The following is a 16,047-nucleotide window of genomic DNA, read 5'->3' as shown; positions in this document are numbered from 1 at the left end:
ATATATCAAACAAATGTTCGCATGTGAAGGATTTGCTGAGGCAACTTGATATTCAAAAAAAATAATTATGAGCCGAAGCCCATAATTACATTGTACCGTTTTATTCATCAAATGATAAGATCTGCGTCGTCTTCGGCTTCGTCAATCGGGTCGAAGCTTGACTCTGCACCTGCACTTTCACCCTCGCCTGACTGCTTATACAAGAGATAAGCATCTACATCTCCGGTCTTGGTGAATACGTTCCACGAAAAGTCCCTCATCCCTGATCATCCTTTCACGCGGCCTGAAGTCACTGTGCAGCTTACGTGATTAGGATGAGTTAGGAGCGGGCCTGTTATTCGAAGGAAAGACTGGAAGTGTTGTTCAGGCAGGTGCTGCGCTGCGGACCGGTATAAGGGATCGCAACCCTGAAACAACATCAGTCGTTGCGGTAGCCCAGCTCGTGCAGAAGTCGGTCCTGATTGCGCCAATCCTTCTTCACCTTGACCCACAGCTCGAGGAACGTCTTCGAGCCGAGCAGCGTCTCCACGTCTTTACGGGCCAGTTGGCCGACTTCCTTCAGCAGCGCACCCTTCTTCCCGATAATGATCCCCTTCTGGGAATCACGCTCAACGAAAATGACGGCGCCGATATAAACGACCCCATTTTCCTGCACGCGCATATCCTCAATCTGTACGGCGATGGAATGAGGCACCTCTTCGCGGGTCAAATGCAGGATCTTCTCGCGGATCAGCTCGGCGATAACGAACTGCTCGGGGTGGTCCGTAATTTGGTCGGCGGGATAATACTGCGGCCCCTCCGGCAAATATTTCGTAATTTGCTCCAGCAATGTCGACACGTTATTGCCGTTGATGGCGGAGATCGGCACGATTTCGGCGAAGCTCATCAAATCTTTGTATTGCGTAATGATCGGCAGCAGCGCCTCCGGCTGCACCTGATCAATCTTGTTCATCACGAGAATGACCGGTGTCTTGATATCTTTCAATTGGGAAATAATGTACCGGTCGCCGCCCCCCATTCCTTCGACGACATCGATCAGGAACAGCACGGCATCGACTTCGCTGAGGGTGCTGTGCGCGGATTTCATCATATAATCGCCGAGCTTCGAGTTCGCCTTGTGAATGCCGGGCGTGTCCAGGAAGACGATCTGGGCGTTCTCCGTCGTATAAACACCGTGGATTTTGTTCCGGGTCGTCTGCGGTTTATCCGACATAATGGCGACCTTCTGGCCGATCATCTGGTTCATTAAGGTCGATTTGCCGACGTTCGGGCGGCCGATTATGGCAACGAAGCCCGAGCGGAAAGGCTTTTTGGATTGGGTCATAACGTCATGATCCTTCTTTCGGTTAGTTCTTGCGCTTGTGCTGATAGTCGTACTGCAAATCGACGGAGGAAAATGCTCCCGGCAGCAGCGCCGACACCGTCGTCTCCTGCACGTCTCCTTTCAGGTTGCCGAGAAAGACCGGCATATCCGGCGCGCACAGCTCGACCAATACTTGCCGGCATGTGCCGCATGGCGAGATCGGACCTTCGGTGTCGCCGATAACGGCGATAGCCCGAAACGTCCGTGGAGCGAGGCCGTCGGCAACGGCTCGAAACAGCGCCGTCCTTTCCGCACAGTTCGTAGGACCGTAAGCCGCATTCTCAATGTTGCATCCTAAGTGGATGGCTCCCGAATCGTCCAGCAATGCGGCTCCAACCTGGAAATGCGAATACGGCGTATACGCCCGGCGCCGAGCCTCCAGCGCATGCTCCAACAGCTTCTTCACATCGAAAGTCGCCATCCTCTTCATCCTTCCCGACATTCATGAATTTAAAAACCGATATGCAGCAGGGCCGCAGCGAGCAGCGCAATGCCGAGACCGATCAAGCCGCCGAGCAGCAGGGCCGGCACCGATCGGGCGGACTTATCGTACAGCACGACTGCGATGATCGCGACGAGCAAATACGCAAGCAGCCCGATCCATGTCGGGCTGGCTGCTAGAGCGATCATAGTAGCCGCCGCGGCGGCCACTGCCATAAACAAGCTGGGCCGGTACGCGAGGCCCTGTTTCCGGAAGCGGGTCGCCGTCACCACGACGGAGAGCAGCACGAGCGCCAGGCTGATCCATATCGTCCCCGCCGTCATCGAACGTTGTTCCCTTACATTGGACATGAGCCGGTCAATCGGTTCATAGAAGACGATCATCCCTACGATGACGGCAAAAACCGCCGACACCAGCACGGAAGCCGCGGCAACGTCTTTAGCGATCTTCGCGAGCGGATGTCGGTCCGGCATGGCCAAATCGACGGCCTTCTCCACCGCCGTATTGATCAGTTCGGTAACGATCATCAGCGTGACGGCCAGCAGCAGGAACAAAATATCCGTCCGGCTCAATTTGACCAACAGTGCAGCCAGCAAAACGGCGAAAGCGGCCACGAAGTGAAACTTCATGTTCGCCTGCGTCGACAACGCATATTGTATGCCCTCGTAGGCGTATCTTAAGCTGCGCTTCCATTTGCCGGGCCGCCACCGTCCGTCCTCATTCAACGCGATAACCCCGCCTTATTCAAAATATTTTCCTGCTTGCCGAACATTTCCTTCTCCTCGTCCTCGCTGCCATGATCGTAGCCGATCAAGTGCAGGAAGCCGTGAACGAACAGGAACCCCAGCTCCCGCTCCGGGGAATGGCCGTACTCCTCGGCCTGCGCGAACGCCTTCGGCACGGAAATGATAATGTCGCCGAGCGGCTCGCTAAAGCTATCATCGTCACCGTCTTCTCCGTCCTCGACCTCCGCGCCGTCCACCGTCTCTTCGATGACTTCATACTCGTCATCGCTTCCGTAGATGATAGCGATTTCGTCTTCACCGGCTTCTCGCATCGCGAATGACAGCACGTCCGTCGGTCTGTCGATCCCCCGGTATTCGCGGTTCAACTCGTGGATGCGCTCGTCGTCGACGAACGTCAAGGCAACCTCGCCGTCCGTCACTCCTTCTTCTTCGCCGGCGATCTTCAGCAGCTCCTTCAGCCGCACGATCCATTCCGGCGGAATTTCGTGTACCGACTGTTCGTTGCTCCATTCCAGCTTCAACGTCATTTAGCTTGCTCCTTCATTCGGATATTCGATACGGGAGTGGAAAATGCCGAGCAGCGTCTCGTTAAGAGTCTTGGCAATCGTATCCAGCTCCTTGAGCGTCAAGTCGCAATCGCTCAGCTGTCCGTCGTCCAGACGAGATTTGATGATTTTGTGAACCATCGTATCGATCTGCTCCATGGTCGGGTTGCGCAGCGACCGGACGGCCGCCTCCACGGAATCGGCGATGCCGACGATAGCCGCTTCCTTCGTCTGCGCCTTCGGTCCGGGGTAGCGGAATTCCTCTTCCTTGACCTCGCGCCCTTCCCCTTCCGCCTGCTGCTTCGCCTTATGGTAAAAATAATGCAGCAGCGTCGTGCCGTGATGCTGCTCGGCGATGTCGCAGATCGCCTTCGGCATCTTGTAGTCGCGCAGCATTTCAACGCCGTCGCGGGCATGAGCGACGATGATCGATTTGCTGAGCGCCGGGTCGATCCGGTCGTGCGGATTCTCGATGTTCGTTTGATTTTCGATAAAATAGCTTGGCCGCTTCGTCTTCCCGATGTCGTGATAGTACGAACCGACACGGCAGAGCAGGCCGTTGGCTCCGACCGCCTCGGCGGCGGCTTCCGACAAGTTGCCGACCATGACGCTGTGATGGTACGTGCCCGGCGTCTCCGTCAGCAGCTTGCGCAGCAGCGGATGGTTCGGGTTGGACAGCTCAACCAGCTTGAGCGGCGACAAGATGCCGAACAGCGCCTCGAAGAACGGAACTAAACCGATAACCAATACAGCCGTCAGCAGCCCGCCGGAAAAGCTGTAAGCGAGCGTAAGCAAAATCTCGTTCTCGGCGACATGATCGTTCATCAGCAGCAGCGACAGCATGGCCAGCGCCGAAAATAAGGCGACGACGATACCCGCCTTCAGAATCGAGGAGCGCTGGCTCGCCTTCTGCATCGTGAAGATGCCGGCCCAGCCGGCTACGAGCGTCAGCAGCCCGTACCGGAAATCGAACATCAGCGCCGGGTCGGTGTTGAACATGACGCTTGCGATAATGGCGAATACGATGGTTGAGCCGAAGGCCAGCGTGCCGTCGAACAAAATCGTGATCAGCATGGCGCCCATTGCCGTCGGCGCCAAATAGCCGATATACGGAATGTCCGTCTGGCCGTAAGCGATAATTTTCATGACGGCTATGTTCAGGACATAAATCAAGCCCAGCATGATCAGCTGCGTATTGGTATCATGGATATGAGCCTTCGTCCGGCGGTGGTACATGTAAAGGAATGTGACCATCATGCCGGAAAGCAGCACGAGGCCGAGCTGCGGCCAGTAATTGGATTGCGTCTTCAGCAAATCCATGTCTTCAAGCCGCTTATACAGCTCTTCCGTGATCAAGTCGCCGCGCTTCACGAGTACGTCGCCCTTATTGACATAAACGGGCTTCGTCTCTTCCCGGGCTTTCACGCGGGCTTCTTCGGTTCCTCTCGTATCGATGAATTTGTTCGGCGACAACGATACCCGAATGATTTCCTGAACGAGCTCGCGCGACAGCGCCTTCGTCAAATTCGAGGTCGAGACGAGCTCGGCCACCTTCGCTCTGGCGCTTTGCACCTGCTGGAGCTCGTCGTACATGAGCTTCGTGACAATATCCCTGGCGACGGGCTGCATCGCGGCCAGATCTTCCTTCGTCAGGCGCGGAAACTTGAAGAACGCCTCCTCCGGTATTCGATACGCCTGATCCGCAATCGTGCGGTCAAGCTCTTCGAGAAGCGTGTCGGAGTAGGCGCCCGAGCTGCGGAACGTTTTGACGGAGCGAGCATGATGATCGGCGACAATCTGCGGCAGCACCGTCCGATAGATGCTGACCTTGTCCTCAAACTTGACTTCAGCGTCCGCATTAATTTGATTCAGCTTATCGAACAGCGTGTCGACCAGCGCCTCGTTGTTCAACCCGACGACTTGATACACCGGCTGCACCTGCTGAACGGCGGCGTCTTTGGCCCTCAGCGTTGCAGCCGCATCCACCTCTTGCCGCGGAGCCAAAATCGTCTTGTCGGCGATGCTGCCGGGCTTCAAATCGTACGTCGGGGGCACAAGCTTGGGAAAAAAAGCGAATGACAGCAGCGCCGCCAGCGCCGCATACAGCAGCAAACGAACGGCGGCGCTCGTTTTCCAGCCGTTAAGCCGGTAGCGGATCGTCTTGTTCTGATACCGAATCTCGTTATTCATCTCAAGGTTTCCGTCCTCTCAGAGGACATGCTGTCACTCTTGCGGTTTTAGTTCTGGTCCTCGTTGTAGGCGACAATGATTTTTTGTACGAGCGAGTGACGGACGACGTCCGTTTCGGAAAATTGGACGAAACCGATCTCTTCGATGCGGCTCAGAATGCGCTGCGCCTCGATGAGGCCCGACGTCTTCCCGCGCGGCAAGTCAATCTGCGTGACGTCGCCGGTAATAACCATCTTCGAGCCGAAGCCGAGACGGGTCAGGAACATCTTCATCTGCTCCGGCGTCGTATTCTGGGCTTCATCGAGAATAATGAACGAATCGTCGAGCGTCCTGCCGCGCATATAAGCGAGCGGAGCGATCTCGATCAGCCCTCTTTCGAGCGCTTTGGCGACCTGCTCGGGTCCGAGCATATCGTTAAGAGCATCATACAATGGCCGCAAATAAGGGTCAACCTTTTCCTGGAGGTCACCCGGCAGGAAGCCCAGGCTCTCGCCGGCTTCAACGGCGGGACGCGTCAGTACAATCCGCTTGACGGCACCTTCCTTCAGCGCCACAACCGCCAGTACGACGGCCAAGTACGTCTTGCCCGTGCCGGCCGGTCCGATACCGAATACGATGTCCTTCTTGCGAATCGTAGAGATATATTGCTTCTGTCCGATCGTTTTGATCCGGACCGGCTTCCCTTTATTCGTTGTCGCGATTTCACCCTTAAGGATGTCGAGAAGCTGGTCGGCCTTCATCTGCTTGGCCAGCTCGATCGCATACAGGACGTCGCGTTCCGATATGCTGTACTGATTCCGGATCAACTCAAGCAATACTTGGAACAGCTGCTGCAGCGAATTGATGCTGGCGGCGTCGCCTTGGATCGTCACTTCTTCGTCCCGGGTAAAAATGCGGGCGTTCGTTTCCTTCTCGATAAGGCGCAGGAACTTGTCCTGCGGTCCGAATAGCGCTTGTCCTTCGGCAGGGGAGCGCAGACTGAGCTTGATGAGCTGGGCGTTTTCCGTCAAAAGGCCTCCATCTCCTTACGGTACGATCGATTGTTCGATGGCGATATTTTCTTCAACTTCGAAATGAACTTCCATATAAACTTTACCATTCTCCGTTTTCTCATGCAAAATTTTTTCCGAGCGGATCATCGCATCGGGCCCTGCAGCGGCGATTGTCTGCGACCTTCCTCGCTCCAAGGCGATGTTGTGAGCTTCGGCCGCATCGATGGTCCTCTCGGCGGTATCGACCGCATACACCCTCTCCCGCAGCCAGCCGAACGGCAGCGGGATCGGTCCGAGCTGCCATTGCGTGCGATCGGCGACCGTTTCGCTCTGCGCGAAAGGGACCTTCCCGTAGCCCGTCAGCTGTATACCGCGGTTGCCGACTACGAAAAAGTGGCGGTCCTTGCTTTCTCCGGTATATACCTTGGAACGCTGCACCATCGGCACTTCGATCGAGGATGTGTACCAAACGAGTCCCCTGACGACACCGGTAGCCGCAACGGTTTGCTGATTTTCCTCGTCGCCTAGAATGCCCGTAATCAGGATGTCTCCTTTGCGCACATAACGGTTCGGCTGCACGACGGGCAGCCCTTTCTCGGCGAAAATTTGCGTAATCATGGCATTCTTGGCCGAAACGAGATGGCGGGGTCCGACCAGCTCGCGTTGATCGGGAAGCTGAGCCTCCACCACCTTGATCAGCACATGGGTGCCCTTCACCTCGACGCCTACCCACGCCGTCCCCGGCAGTCTCAGATGCAGCTGCCGGGACAGCTCGTCCGGCTCGCCAAGCTTCGACTTCCACTGCCACGGCTTAATGCCAATTTCACGGGCCGCCTTGATTATTTGGTCCGTTGCGATCGTTTGATTTCCTTCGACGCCGACGCGCCATACGAGCGAAGATAACAAAATAATTCCGGCGATAAAGCCGGCCAGACCAACGGCAAAAAATTTCCGCCGCCACAGCATGCCTGTCATGAACGGAAATCCGAAACGTTCCCTCACCCGCATCCGACAGCCCGTCTCACGCAGCAGCGGACGCAGCCGAAGCGCTTCATGAAGAGGCATGTACAACGAAACGGCATGCTTGTCGATCCGCTTTACTTCCCAAACCGCGATGCGCTGGACGGCAGCGCGGTTGAGCAGCTCGACGACTCCGTTCCCACGAATATCCATACGTACATAGCCGCGGACGAAAAATAACAGCTTGGATTGCATGCGCATCACCTTTACTTCGTATATTGGATGTCGTCGATCGTTCCTTCGATAAACACTTCCTCGGTCAAAATCGCCCGGATCACGAGCTGTTTTCCGTGAATGTCCAGCTTGCCGTGAGAAAGCGCCAGCTGCAGCCGGTCACTGGAGAAGTGGAGCACGCCGCGGTGATTCTCGATATAGAGCTGCATGTTGCCGATCATCGTAATTCTCGGCAAATCATGAACGACGTCCTGGGGCAGGTCTAGCAAATTGGCAGCCCATTGATTCAGTTTGCGAGGCAGCAGACGCATCGGTATGGCGAACCTCCTCCGCTTGAGTGGATGTCGGATATTGCTTTCGGACAAAAGGAAACCCGCAGCGGAGCGCAGGGCTTTATCCCACTCTATGCCGAAGTCCGCACGTTTATGAAACGGGATTACGGAAATACAAGGAGTTATAGGCGAAGAAAATAACGAAGGAGGGTTTTATTCAGATGGAAGTCATGTTTCGAAGCAACAGTCAGCAGGCGATCGGCGCTTTCGTACTCGGTCTCGGTCTGCTCGGTGCCGTTGACGGCATCGTTTTTCACCAGCTCCTGCAGTGGCACAGCGTCGTCATGCACACCGACCGGCACGGACAGATCGAAAGCGACGGCTGGTTTCACTTGGCGACGACAATCCTGCTGGCTTGGGGAGCGATATTGTTATGGCACGGCGGCCGCGACGGTTTCGCCAGGCTGCCGGTCCGGCAGCTGATCGGGCTTGTCCTGCTTGGGGGCGGAGCCTTCAACATCGTCGAAGGTCTTGTGAATCATCATTGGCTGCAGATTCATCACGTCAAACAGGGAGATCCCCATGAGCTGTGGTACGACGTTGCGTTCCTGGTATGGGGGGCTGTGATGGTGGCGATTGGGCTCGAACTGTGTCGAAAGCGCTTTCGACAAGGTTGATTGAACGAAACTCCTGTCGTTTCGAAGATGAGCGACCGCGTTAATGCGGAAATTTATACGTTCTGAAATGGTAAAAAAGGACCGCCCCGATAGGGAACGGTCCTTCTCTATGTGCACAATCGAAATTGTCAGTTACGGAAGCAGCTGCTGCACGAGCTGGTTGACAAGTTTGCCATCCGCTCGCCCCTTAACTTTAGGCATCAGGGCGCCCATCACTTTACCCATGTCCGCTTTGGAAGAAGCTCCGACTTCTTGGATAGTCTGCTGTACAATCGCTTTGACCTCTTCCTCGGAAAGCTGCTGCGGCATGTACTCAATGAGAACGGCGATTTCAGCTTGCACGGTCTCTGCCAAATCGTCTCGGCCGGCTTTCTCAAATTCCTGGAGGGAATCTTTGCGCTGTTTGATTTCGCGATTAAGCACGTCAAGAACTTCGTCGTCGCTTAACGTTTTCTTCGTATCGATCTCGATATTCTTAATCGCGGACCGAACCATACGAATAACCGAAAGCTTAAACTTGTCTTGCGACTTCATCGCATTCTTCATATCTTCATTCAAACGCTCGCTCAAGCTCATTGATTGAGGGCCTCCTAGAACTTTCTCTTGCGAGCAGCCTCGGATTTCTTCTTGCGCTTTACGCTAGGCTTCTCATAATGCTTGCGTTTCTTCACTTCGGCAAGAACGCCATCCTTTGCGATGGAGCGCTTAAAGCGACGAAGTGCAGCATCTATAGTTTCATTTTTGCGAACTCGAGTTTCTGACACCAGTTTTCCCTCCCTCCGAACAGACCGTCCAAGACACAGCAAAGCGATTAATCAAACCTCATTATAGGTCATAAGGAAAGGAGGTGTCAACTTTTGCCCTACTTTACCAACAAACCGCCGAATTTTGCGCTAAAATTTCGCATTCAAGCCGCCCAGTTTCTCCCCGCCGAGCAGGTGAAAATGGATGTGGTACACGACTTGTCCGCCGTCCGAATTGCAGTTGTTGATGAGCCGGTAGCCGCTTTCCGCCACGCCGAGCTCCTTCGCGGCCGTCTGCGCCGCCGAGAGCACTTCCCCGAGCAAAGCGAAGTCGTCGCCTGTCGCGTCGTTCATCGTCGGGATGTGCTTCTTCGGGATGATCAGGGCGTGTACGGGGGCCGCCGGCTGAATGTCGTGAAAGACGAGCACGTTGTCGGTTTCAAGAATTTTGCGGGACGGGATTGAGCCGTTTACGATTTTGCAGAAGATGCAGTCCATCAGCGTTACCTCCTCTTGGCACTCTTTACCTCTATCATAGCGAATATGGGACCGCTTGTACAACAAACTGCCGGCTGTAGGGAACCTTTGCGCCGATCCGTCGTCCAATAGTGCAGAGAGGTGAATCCTATTGACATTTCACTATTTGCAATTCGCGGCCGAAGGGCTCGACAAGGAGCGCGCGCTGACGGATCTGATGCAGGAGTACGGCAAGGACGTCTGGAAGTATGCCTACTTCCTTACGCTGCGCGCCGATGCGGCCGATGATCTGATGCAGGACACGTTCCTCAAGGCGTACCGGCAGCTCGGCTCGTTCCGCGGCGACGCCTCGGTCAAGACGTGGCTGTTCGCGATTACACGCCGCGCGTTCCTGGACTACCGCAAATCGTACTGGATCCGCAACGTGATCGCGACCGGATTCAAGCAGCCGGAGAAGCCGGTGTCGTCCGCAGAGCAGGAAGCGATATCCGCCTTCGAGCGCCAGGAAGTATGGACATCCGTGTTCGCCCTGCCGGCCAAGCTGAGAGAGGTGCTGCTGCTCTACGCTCATTACGACATGGACATCGAGGAGATCGCGCAGCTGCTCCATATTCCTCCGGGGACCGTAAAATCGCGCATGCACCGGGCTCGGAGCAAAATCAACGACCGCATGAAGGAGGATCAGCCATGAAGCCGGAACCTTGGGAGAAAGCGTTGAAAACCGACGTCCCCTATGCCTCCCGTAGAGCGGAGGCCGCCGCGCGCAGCGTGATGCAGCACATTAAAGCCGGTTCCCGTTCACACCCCGCCCCCTCGCGCTGGTACGCGGCTGCCGCCGCCCTGGGCGCTGCGATCTGGGCCGGAAGTTATGCGGATTGGACATCCGCAGGGAAACTGTTCGGCATCCTGCAGCCACAACCGGCTGCGGAGAGCGTGGATATGAATGTTACTTTGAAGCTGTCCATAGGCGATGAGCGGCTGTATCGGGATATGTTTGGAGATCAGCTGAAGAAGCGGTTTCCGTCCTTGAAAATCGAATTTAGCGATATTTCGACCTATGAGAAAGGGAATTATAGCTTCGACGCTTTCGAGCAAATGACCGAAGAACAAAAGCCGGATTTGATTATCTCCAGCTCCGCCATTCAATACAGGCTGCTTGCCGAGCATGGTAAGCTGCTGCCGCTCGACGGCTTGGAGCAGCCGGATAAGATTGCCGCCGTCGTCAACGCACTCCGGATGCCGGACGGCAAATCGTACGGCATCGCTACCGAATTCGACGGCCGGGCGATCTTTTACAACAAGAAGCTGTTCGATCAGTATAAGGTCCCCTATCCGACCGATCGGATGACCTGGAAGCAGGTCATGGAGCTGGCGAAACGGTTTCCTGCGGAGGGCAACCCGGGCAAGAAAATATTCGGCTTTCACGAAATGTACATACCGATGTTTCCGGCTTCTTATCTCGTCGGAATGATCGCCCACACGCACGGGCTTTCCTACGTTGACGACAGCCGCAAGAAAGCGGCCATGGACAGCACGGCGTGGAACGAAGCGCTCCACCTCGCGCTGGATGCATACCGGGAAGGGCGAGTTCACCCGGCTAAAAGTTATACGATCCAAAATAACCGGATCGAACAGGCCGATCAGCAGGCGATGGACTTGTTTGCGCAAGGCCGGGCGGCAATGGCGCTGGATACAATAGGCGCGATCAGCAGGCTGAAGGGAAGCGGAATCGATTACGGCATCGTGACCGCCCCCGTCGATCCGTCCAATCCGGATATCAATACGCAGCTCATTCCCGGCTCGATCCTGTCGGTGAACCCGAACAGCCCCAATCTGCGTCAGGCCATGGAAGTGCTGCGGTATATCAGCCAGGACGACACCGATCCCCGGGCTTATCAGAACGGCGTAACTTCCAACATGCTGCCCATTCCGGTGCATGAATCGACGCTGTTAACGATCTACGGAGACCGTTTGAAACCGTTCTATGCACAGCAGGAGCCTGATTGGCGCCGCACCGTGTACAGCTATGATCCGACGATGGACATACAAATTAGCAAATCGATCAGCTCGATCGTCGATGAGGAGACGGATGCCGCCGCGGCAGGCAAACAGAGCGTCGAAGAAGCGCAGCGAAGCATGCAGACACGGATTCAGGCCGTTCTGGATGCCCCCCAATAAAGGCCAAAAGGTAACCCGGCGCGAGGACACGCAGGGTTACCTTTTTTTCTACTGCTGCATTAATAATACGGCAGCAGCGACAAGCTAAGCAGCGCGGCGAGCGGAAGAACGGTCCGGTAAAACCGGCGCCGCGGCCAAAATCCGTATCCATAAGGAAAACCGTATCCGAATGCCGGGTACCCGCCGAAAGGTCCCGGGAAGAACGCCCGGCTGTCGCTTTCGCAGCCGATCGGGACCGCTAAGTATACATGCGTCTCGTCAACCTTCTCAATAATGCCGTCGTGATAAGCGCCGTCAGCCGTCTGAATGCCTACGTACCGATGCATGTGCTGCATGCACAGCGCAATGCCTTGCTGATGATCCATATCCATAAGACACCTCCTACGCATACGATATTCGGAACTGGGCTTTCGGCTACAACATCAGGAAAATTGGGCTTGGAACACCGGGTACGCGCCGTTGCGGGCTAAGAAGCGCAGTAACGTACGGCGGATCGACTACCGAATAGTTATTAGACCACTAGTCTAATAACTTGTAGACTCCGAGTCGAATTCGTCATATACTGTTGTTATAGAGGAATATGTGTGCCGCAGGAGGTGGCTTATGGGACCGTTCATGAGAGCGACGACCCGGAAGAAGCGCGAGACCGTTATGGAAACCGCGCTGCTGCTGTTTGTCGAGCACGGCTTCGAGCACGTGTCCGTAGACGATATTATCGCCCGGGCGAACATTTCGAAAGGGACGTTTTACCACTATTTTCGCAGCAAAGAAGACATTCTCGACGAAATCAGCGGCAGGCAAATCCGCCTTATTGAAGAGTGGGTGAAACAGCCGCCTTCGAAGGTTACTTCCCTGGAATCGCATATCAACCGGCTATTTATCGACTTGGCGTCGAATATCGGCCGTTATCCGAAGCTCGTACGCAGCATCATGCTTTTAACCCTGCAACCGCAGCCGGCTGGCTCCCCTGCACGCCGTCAGGAGCAAACGGCGCTGGCGGAAGGACTGCTGCACTGGCTTCCTAACGCTCATAAGGTGCAGCTGCTCGTGACGACGTATTACGGCACCCTGCTGACCTGGTCTACGCAGGAGGAGCAGGCACCGCACGGACTGTTGGCTTTACTTGAACATAATATGAAATGGGCTTGGGCCGGACTCCGCGCCGAGCAGTCTGCAGAGGGCTGGTCGGCCGGAACGATTGTGAAGGAGGAACCTCAAATGAAAGTAGCGATTATCGGAGGCGGCTTGGCGGGGCTCACCGCAGCCGCTTATTTGTCGGAACGCCCGGGCATCGAGGGCATCCTGTTCGAGCGCTCGCCGCAGCTGGGCGGCCGGGCGTTTACGTACGAGAAGGCCGGATTTACGCTCAATTATGGCGCTCACGCGATATACGGCATTGACCGTCATACCATCTCGAACCTGGAGCGCGAGCTCGGCTTGTCGTTCTCTTCCAAGCAGGTCGATAAGCGCCGCGTCATGTACGCCAAGCACGGGATGCTGACGCAAGCTCCGTTAGATTTTGTCAACCTGGTGAAGACGGATTTGCTGAATGCGATGCAGAAGGTGCGTTTCGTCGGTGAAATTACGGCGATTATCGCCAACATCCACCAGCTGAAAAATTACGCGACGCTCGGCGATTACCTGGCCGAATCGGACGCCGATGAAGACGTTAAGGAGCTGTGGGAGCATCTCGTCTGCTCGAACTTCTTCATTACGCCGGAGGAAGCGCGCAAGGTGTCCGGCAGCGTCATCTCCGAGTACTATCACAACCTGTTCCTGTCCTCGAAGCCGGTCAACTACGTGCTGGGTTCGTGGGCGGTAATTACGAACCAGCTGAAGCAGAAGCTGACCGGCTCCGGCCGGTGGGAAATCGCGCTGCAGGAAGGCGTGGAAAGCATCCGGTATGCCGACCGCAAGTTTATTTTGCAGACGAAATCGCGCGAGGCCGCGTTCGACCGGGTCATATTCGCGATGCCGGTACAGCAGGTCGTCAAGCTGCTGAAGGGGACCGCTTGGGAGCCGTTCGTGGCGCCATACGAGAACAATACGGCGACCGAGGTCATGGTCTACGATATCGGCTTGGAGCGCGTTGTGGCGCGTCCGTTTAGTTATATCTCCGATATGGATAACAAAATGTTCATCACCGATGTGTCGGCGACGGACCATACGCTCGTGCCGGAAGGCGGCCAGCTTCTGCAGGGAATCGCGTATTTGAGCGACGATTTCGATAGCGAGGATGCGCGGCGGGCGTATCTTGACCGCAAGACGGAGCAGATGGAGCGCCTGTTCGATACGCACTACCCGGGCTGGCGGGAAGCTGTCGCCGTCAAGCGGGTATCGAAGAAGGCGATGGTGGCCAGCGTCAAAAATATCGCATCGAACGAGCTGCTGCCGAATCGCGTGGAGAACGTTCCGTTCTATTTCTGCGGCGACGGCTGCACCGGCAAGGGCGAGCTGGCGGAACGCGCCTTCTCGAGCGCCCGCCATGTAGCAAAGCTCATTATGGACGATGTTAAGGTAACGGCAGGCGTTTAAGAAAAGGCAGCGGCACATCCGGACGATCCGGGAATGCCGCTGCCTTATTTTTGTTTTATTCAAACGATGCGGATTTGCCGCTAGCCGCCATCAGGGCTGTAATAAACGACGGCTCCTTGAGCAGAGCTTGCTGGAGCGTGCTCTGCACCGTCAGCTTGCTCTTGACGGACTCATTCAGATCGAGAATCGTTCTGGCCACTTTCGCGCCGATACCGGTCACGACGGCTTGGCAGCCGAGCAGCTGAATGCCTTCGATGATCCGAACAATTTGCAGAAAAATGCCGCTGTTGAGCAGAATGGCGCCCGACATATCGATAAACAGCTTCTGGATATTTCTCCGCTCGATCTCTTCCAGCAGCTTGTCTTCCATGGTGGTCATCCGCGCCTCATCCAGCGTTCCAATAAGAGGGAGCACGGCAATTTGGTTGAAAATCGGGATTAACGGAACAGCCAGTTCATCGATAATGGCCTGCTTCGACTTGATCACTTCATCTCGGTATTTCGTAAAGACGACATTGAATTGAATAATAAAGTTATCCAACGCGTCATTAATTCTGTCGGACAGTACGAACGCCTCTTCGGCCGTAATTCCCGTCTCCAAATGATACTGGCGTAGAAAAGCCCAGATCACTTTACGCAATGCGTAAAACCACTCCATCTTCGTCATGATCGGCACGTCGGACCTCGCCCACGTCGGACCTCGCCCACGCCAGACCGCGTTCATGAGCCAGCTGAATAATTTCTTGCGTCATGCCGTCATGAATAAGCGATAAAATTTGATTGGCGTGATCCAGCAAATCCTGCGTCGTGACAAACTTCAGGCCGGACACGATTTCAAAGCTGTTCTGCGCCTCTTTCTCCAGCTGCCGGTTGAAGTGCTGACGGTTCGCTTCGAAAAACTGTTTAACGTTCATATTTTTTTCGATAATCAGGTTCGTGTGCATGCGCTCCTCCATAGATTGTTCGGATAATGGAATCCTGATCGTAAACTCCGTACCTTGCCCCTCTTCGCTATTTACAGCAATCGTTGCGTTATGCCCGTAAAACGTATTGTACACCTGAGACAATCCGAGTCCCGTCCCGATATCCGCTTTCGTGGAAAAGAAAGGGGTGCCGAGCAGCGGAAGCTTGTCCCCGGGAATTCCTTTGCCCGTATCGCGAATATGTAAGCAAATGTGATCGTCCGACCGGTAATGCTCGACGGTAATCGACCCTTCGCCCTCGATCGCCTCGAAGGCGTTCTTCAACAAATTGAAGAGCGCCCGTTTCAGCTGGTTGCGTTTGCCGTAGATCAATGAATTCGTATCGTAAAAACGTTTCTCAATGTTTACCCTGTATAGTTCGTTGTCAAAGAGAGACAACGTGCTTTCCAGCAGCTGGCATAAATTGAGTTCGGCTGAGCTTTCATCGTTTAGCTCCGGCTTGGAGACGACCAGCAGATTTTGCACCGTGGAAATCGCCTGTTCCAACTCGGAATTGATAATATCCCAGTAACGGCTGTCGTACTCTCTCTGTATGAGCTGCAAAAATCCTTTCACCGCTGTCAACGGATTTCGAATCTCATGGGCAATGCCTGCAGAGATTTGTCCGATCGCCGACAAGCGCTGCAGCTCATCGATACGACTATGTTCCTTTCGCTGCTCATCAGCCATTAGGGCGGCTCACCTACTTTATTAAATCTTAATCTCTATAT

General features: G+C 55.1%; 19 protein-coding genes. 4 read left to right on the top strand and 15 right to left on the bottom strand.

Translation table 11 applies throughout. The annotated features are described in order from the left end of the window. Positions 1 to 107: 107 nt before the first annotated feature. The 9 genes from ACFFK0_RS06410 to yqfC form a co-directional block, all read right to left on the bottom strand. Entirely contained in the window at positions 108 to 260 is a 153-nt protein-coding gene (locus ACFFK0_RS06410) for a YqzL family protein (protein WP_377469163.1), read from the bottom strand. Positions 261 to 418: 158 nt separating this feature from the next. After that, positions 419 to 1,324: a GTPase Era gene (gene era, locus ACFFK0_RS06405; protein ID WP_377469161.1), complete on the bottom strand. Its 906-nt coding sequence runs from the start codon at positions 1,322 to 1,324 to the stop codon at positions 419 to 421. A gap of 22 nt (positions 1,325 to 1,346) precedes the next feature. Beyond that, on the bottom strand, positions 1,347 to 1,784 hold the full coding sequence (locus ACFFK0_RS06400; protein WP_377469159.1) for a cytidine deaminase: 438 nt from the start codon (positions 1,782 to 1,784) through the stop codon (positions 1,347 to 1,349). A 29-nt stretch (positions 1,785 to 1,813) separates the two neighbouring features. Further along, positions 1,814 to 2,530, bottom strand: coding sequence for a diacylglycerol kinase family protein (locus tag ACFFK0_RS06395; protein ID WP_377469158.1), 717 nt, complete (start codon positions 2,528 to 2,530; stop codon positions 1,814 to 1,816). Next, positions 2,527 to 3,078 carry an rRNA maturation RNase YbeY gene (ybeY, locus tag ACFFK0_RS06390; RefSeq protein ID WP_377469157.1) on the bottom strand — a complete coding sequence of 184 codons (552 nt, stop codon included), beginning with the start codon at positions 3,076 to 3,078 and terminating at the stop codon, positions 2,527 to 2,529. Before ybeY ends, ACFFK0_RS06395 begins: the two co-directional genes overlap by 4 nt. Then, a complete protein-coding gene (locus tag ACFFK0_RS06385) occupies positions 3,079 to 5,286 on the bottom strand; it encodes an HD family phosphohydrolase (RefSeq protein WP_377469155.1) in 2,208 nt (735 codons plus the stop codon). It lies immediately after the preceding gene. A gap of 47 nt (positions 5,287 to 5,333) precedes the next feature. Continuing rightward, positions 5,334 to 6,296: a PhoH family protein gene (locus ACFFK0_RS06380; RefSeq protein WP_377469154.1), complete on the bottom strand. Its 963-nt coding sequence runs from the start codon at positions 6,294 to 6,296 to the stop codon at positions 5,334 to 5,336. 15 nt (positions 6,297 to 6,311) lie between these two features. Then, the gene (gene yqfD / locus ACFFK0_RS06375; RefSeq protein WP_377469153.1) at positions 6,312 to 7,493 is read right to left on the bottom strand and encodes a sporulation protein YqfD; all 1,182 of its coding nucleotides are present in this window, start codon (positions 7,491 to 7,493) and stop codon (positions 6,312 to 6,314) included. 11 nt (positions 7,494 to 7,504) lie between these two features. Beyond that, entirely contained in the window at positions 7,505 to 7,783 is a 279-nt protein-coding gene (gene yqfC / locus ACFFK0_RS06370) for a sporulation protein YqfC (protein ID WP_377469152.1), read from the bottom strand. Positions 7,784 to 7,965: 182 nt separating this feature from the next. Between yqfC and ACFFK0_RS06365 the strand changes: the two genes are divergently transcribed. Then, entirely contained in the window at positions 7,966 to 8,421 is a 456-nt protein-coding gene (locus ACFFK0_RS06365; RefSeq protein WP_377469151.1) for a DUF2243 domain-containing protein, read from the top strand. Positions 8,422 to 8,553: 132 nt separating this feature from the next. Here ACFFK0_RS06365 and ACFFK0_RS06360 read toward each other — a convergent pair whose 3' ends face one another. The 3 genes from ACFFK0_RS06360 to ACFFK0_RS06350 all read right to left on the bottom strand — a co-directional run bounded on the left by ACFFK0_RS06360 (position 8,554) and on the right by ACFFK0_RS06350 (position 9,662). Beyond that, a complete protein-coding gene (locus ACFFK0_RS06360) occupies positions 8,554 to 8,997 on the bottom strand; it encodes a GatB/YqeY domain-containing protein (protein ID WP_377469149.1) in 444 nt (147 codons plus the stop codon). Between the two features lie 14 nt (positions 8,998 to 9,011). Next, entirely contained in the window at positions 9,012 to 9,185 is a 174-nt protein-coding gene (gene rpsU, locus ACFFK0_RS06355; protein ID WP_010491812.1) for a 30S ribosomal protein S21, read from the bottom strand. Between the two features lie 129 nt (positions 9,186 to 9,314). Further along, on the bottom strand, positions 9,315 to 9,662 hold the full coding sequence (locus ACFFK0_RS06350) for a histidine triad nucleotide-binding protein (protein ID WP_377469148.1): 348 nt from the start codon (positions 9,660 to 9,662) through the stop codon (positions 9,315 to 9,317). A 130-nt stretch (positions 9,663 to 9,792) separates the two neighbouring features. Here ACFFK0_RS06350 and ACFFK0_RS06345 point away from each other — a divergent pair, with 130 nt between their 5' ends. Continuing rightward, positions 9,793 to 10,332 carry an RNA polymerase sigma factor gene (locus ACFFK0_RS06345; RefSeq protein ID WP_377469146.1) on the top strand — a complete coding sequence of 180 codons (540 nt, stop codon included), beginning with the start codon at positions 9,793 to 9,795 and terminating at the stop codon, positions 10,330 to 10,332. Next, positions 10,329 to 11,819, top strand: a complete 1,491-nt coding sequence (locus ACFFK0_RS06340) for an extracellular solute-binding protein (RefSeq protein ID WP_377469144.1) — start codon at positions 10,329 to 10,331, stop codon at positions 11,817 to 11,819. Before ACFFK0_RS06345 ends, ACFFK0_RS06340 begins: the two co-directional genes overlap by 4 nt. 59 nt (positions 11,820 to 11,878) lie before the next feature. On the opposite strand, the gene ACFFK0_RS06335 is transcribed toward ACFFK0_RS06340, so the two are convergent. Further along, on the bottom strand, positions 11,879 to 12,190 hold the full coding sequence (locus tag ACFFK0_RS06335; RefSeq protein WP_377469143.1) for a hypothetical protein: 312 nt from the start codon (positions 12,188 to 12,190) through the stop codon (positions 11,879 to 11,881). 232 nt (positions 12,191 to 12,422) lie between these two features. Between ACFFK0_RS06335 and ACFFK0_RS06330 the strand changes: the two genes are divergently transcribed. Further along, positions 12,423 to 14,354, top strand: a complete 1,932-nt coding sequence (locus tag ACFFK0_RS06330; RefSeq protein WP_377469142.1) for an FAD-dependent oxidoreductase — start codon at positions 12,423 to 12,425, stop codon at positions 14,352 to 14,354. 55 nt (positions 14,355 to 14,409) lie between these two features. Here the strand turns inward: ACFFK0_RS06330 and ACFFK0_RS06325 are convergent, their stop codons facing one another. Both ACFFK0_RS06325 and ACFFK0_RS06320 read right to left on the bottom strand, forming a co-directional pair. Then, positions 14,410 to 15,021, bottom strand: coding sequence for an STAS domain-containing protein (locus ACFFK0_RS06325; protein ID WP_377469170.1), 612 nt, complete (start codon positions 15,019 to 15,021; stop codon positions 14,410 to 14,412). Continuing rightward, on the bottom strand, positions 14,987 to 16,006 hold the full coding sequence (locus tag ACFFK0_RS06320; RefSeq protein WP_377469141.1) for an ATP-binding protein: 1,020 nt from the start codon (positions 16,004 to 16,006) through the stop codon (positions 14,987 to 14,989). Before ACFFK0_RS06320 ends, ACFFK0_RS06325 begins: the two co-directional genes overlap by 35 nt. Positions 16,007 to 16,047 lie beyond the last annotated feature (41 nt).

Origin of the sequence: Paenibacillus chartarius (genome assembly GCF_042432825.1) — a bacterium.
Lineage (GTDB): Bacteria > Bacillota > Bacilli > Paenibacillales > NBRC-103111 > Gordoniibacillus > Gordoniibacillus chartarius.
The sequence above is the reverse complement of the archived record's forward strand: the minus strand, read 5'-3'. Positions and strand labels throughout refer to the sequence as shown.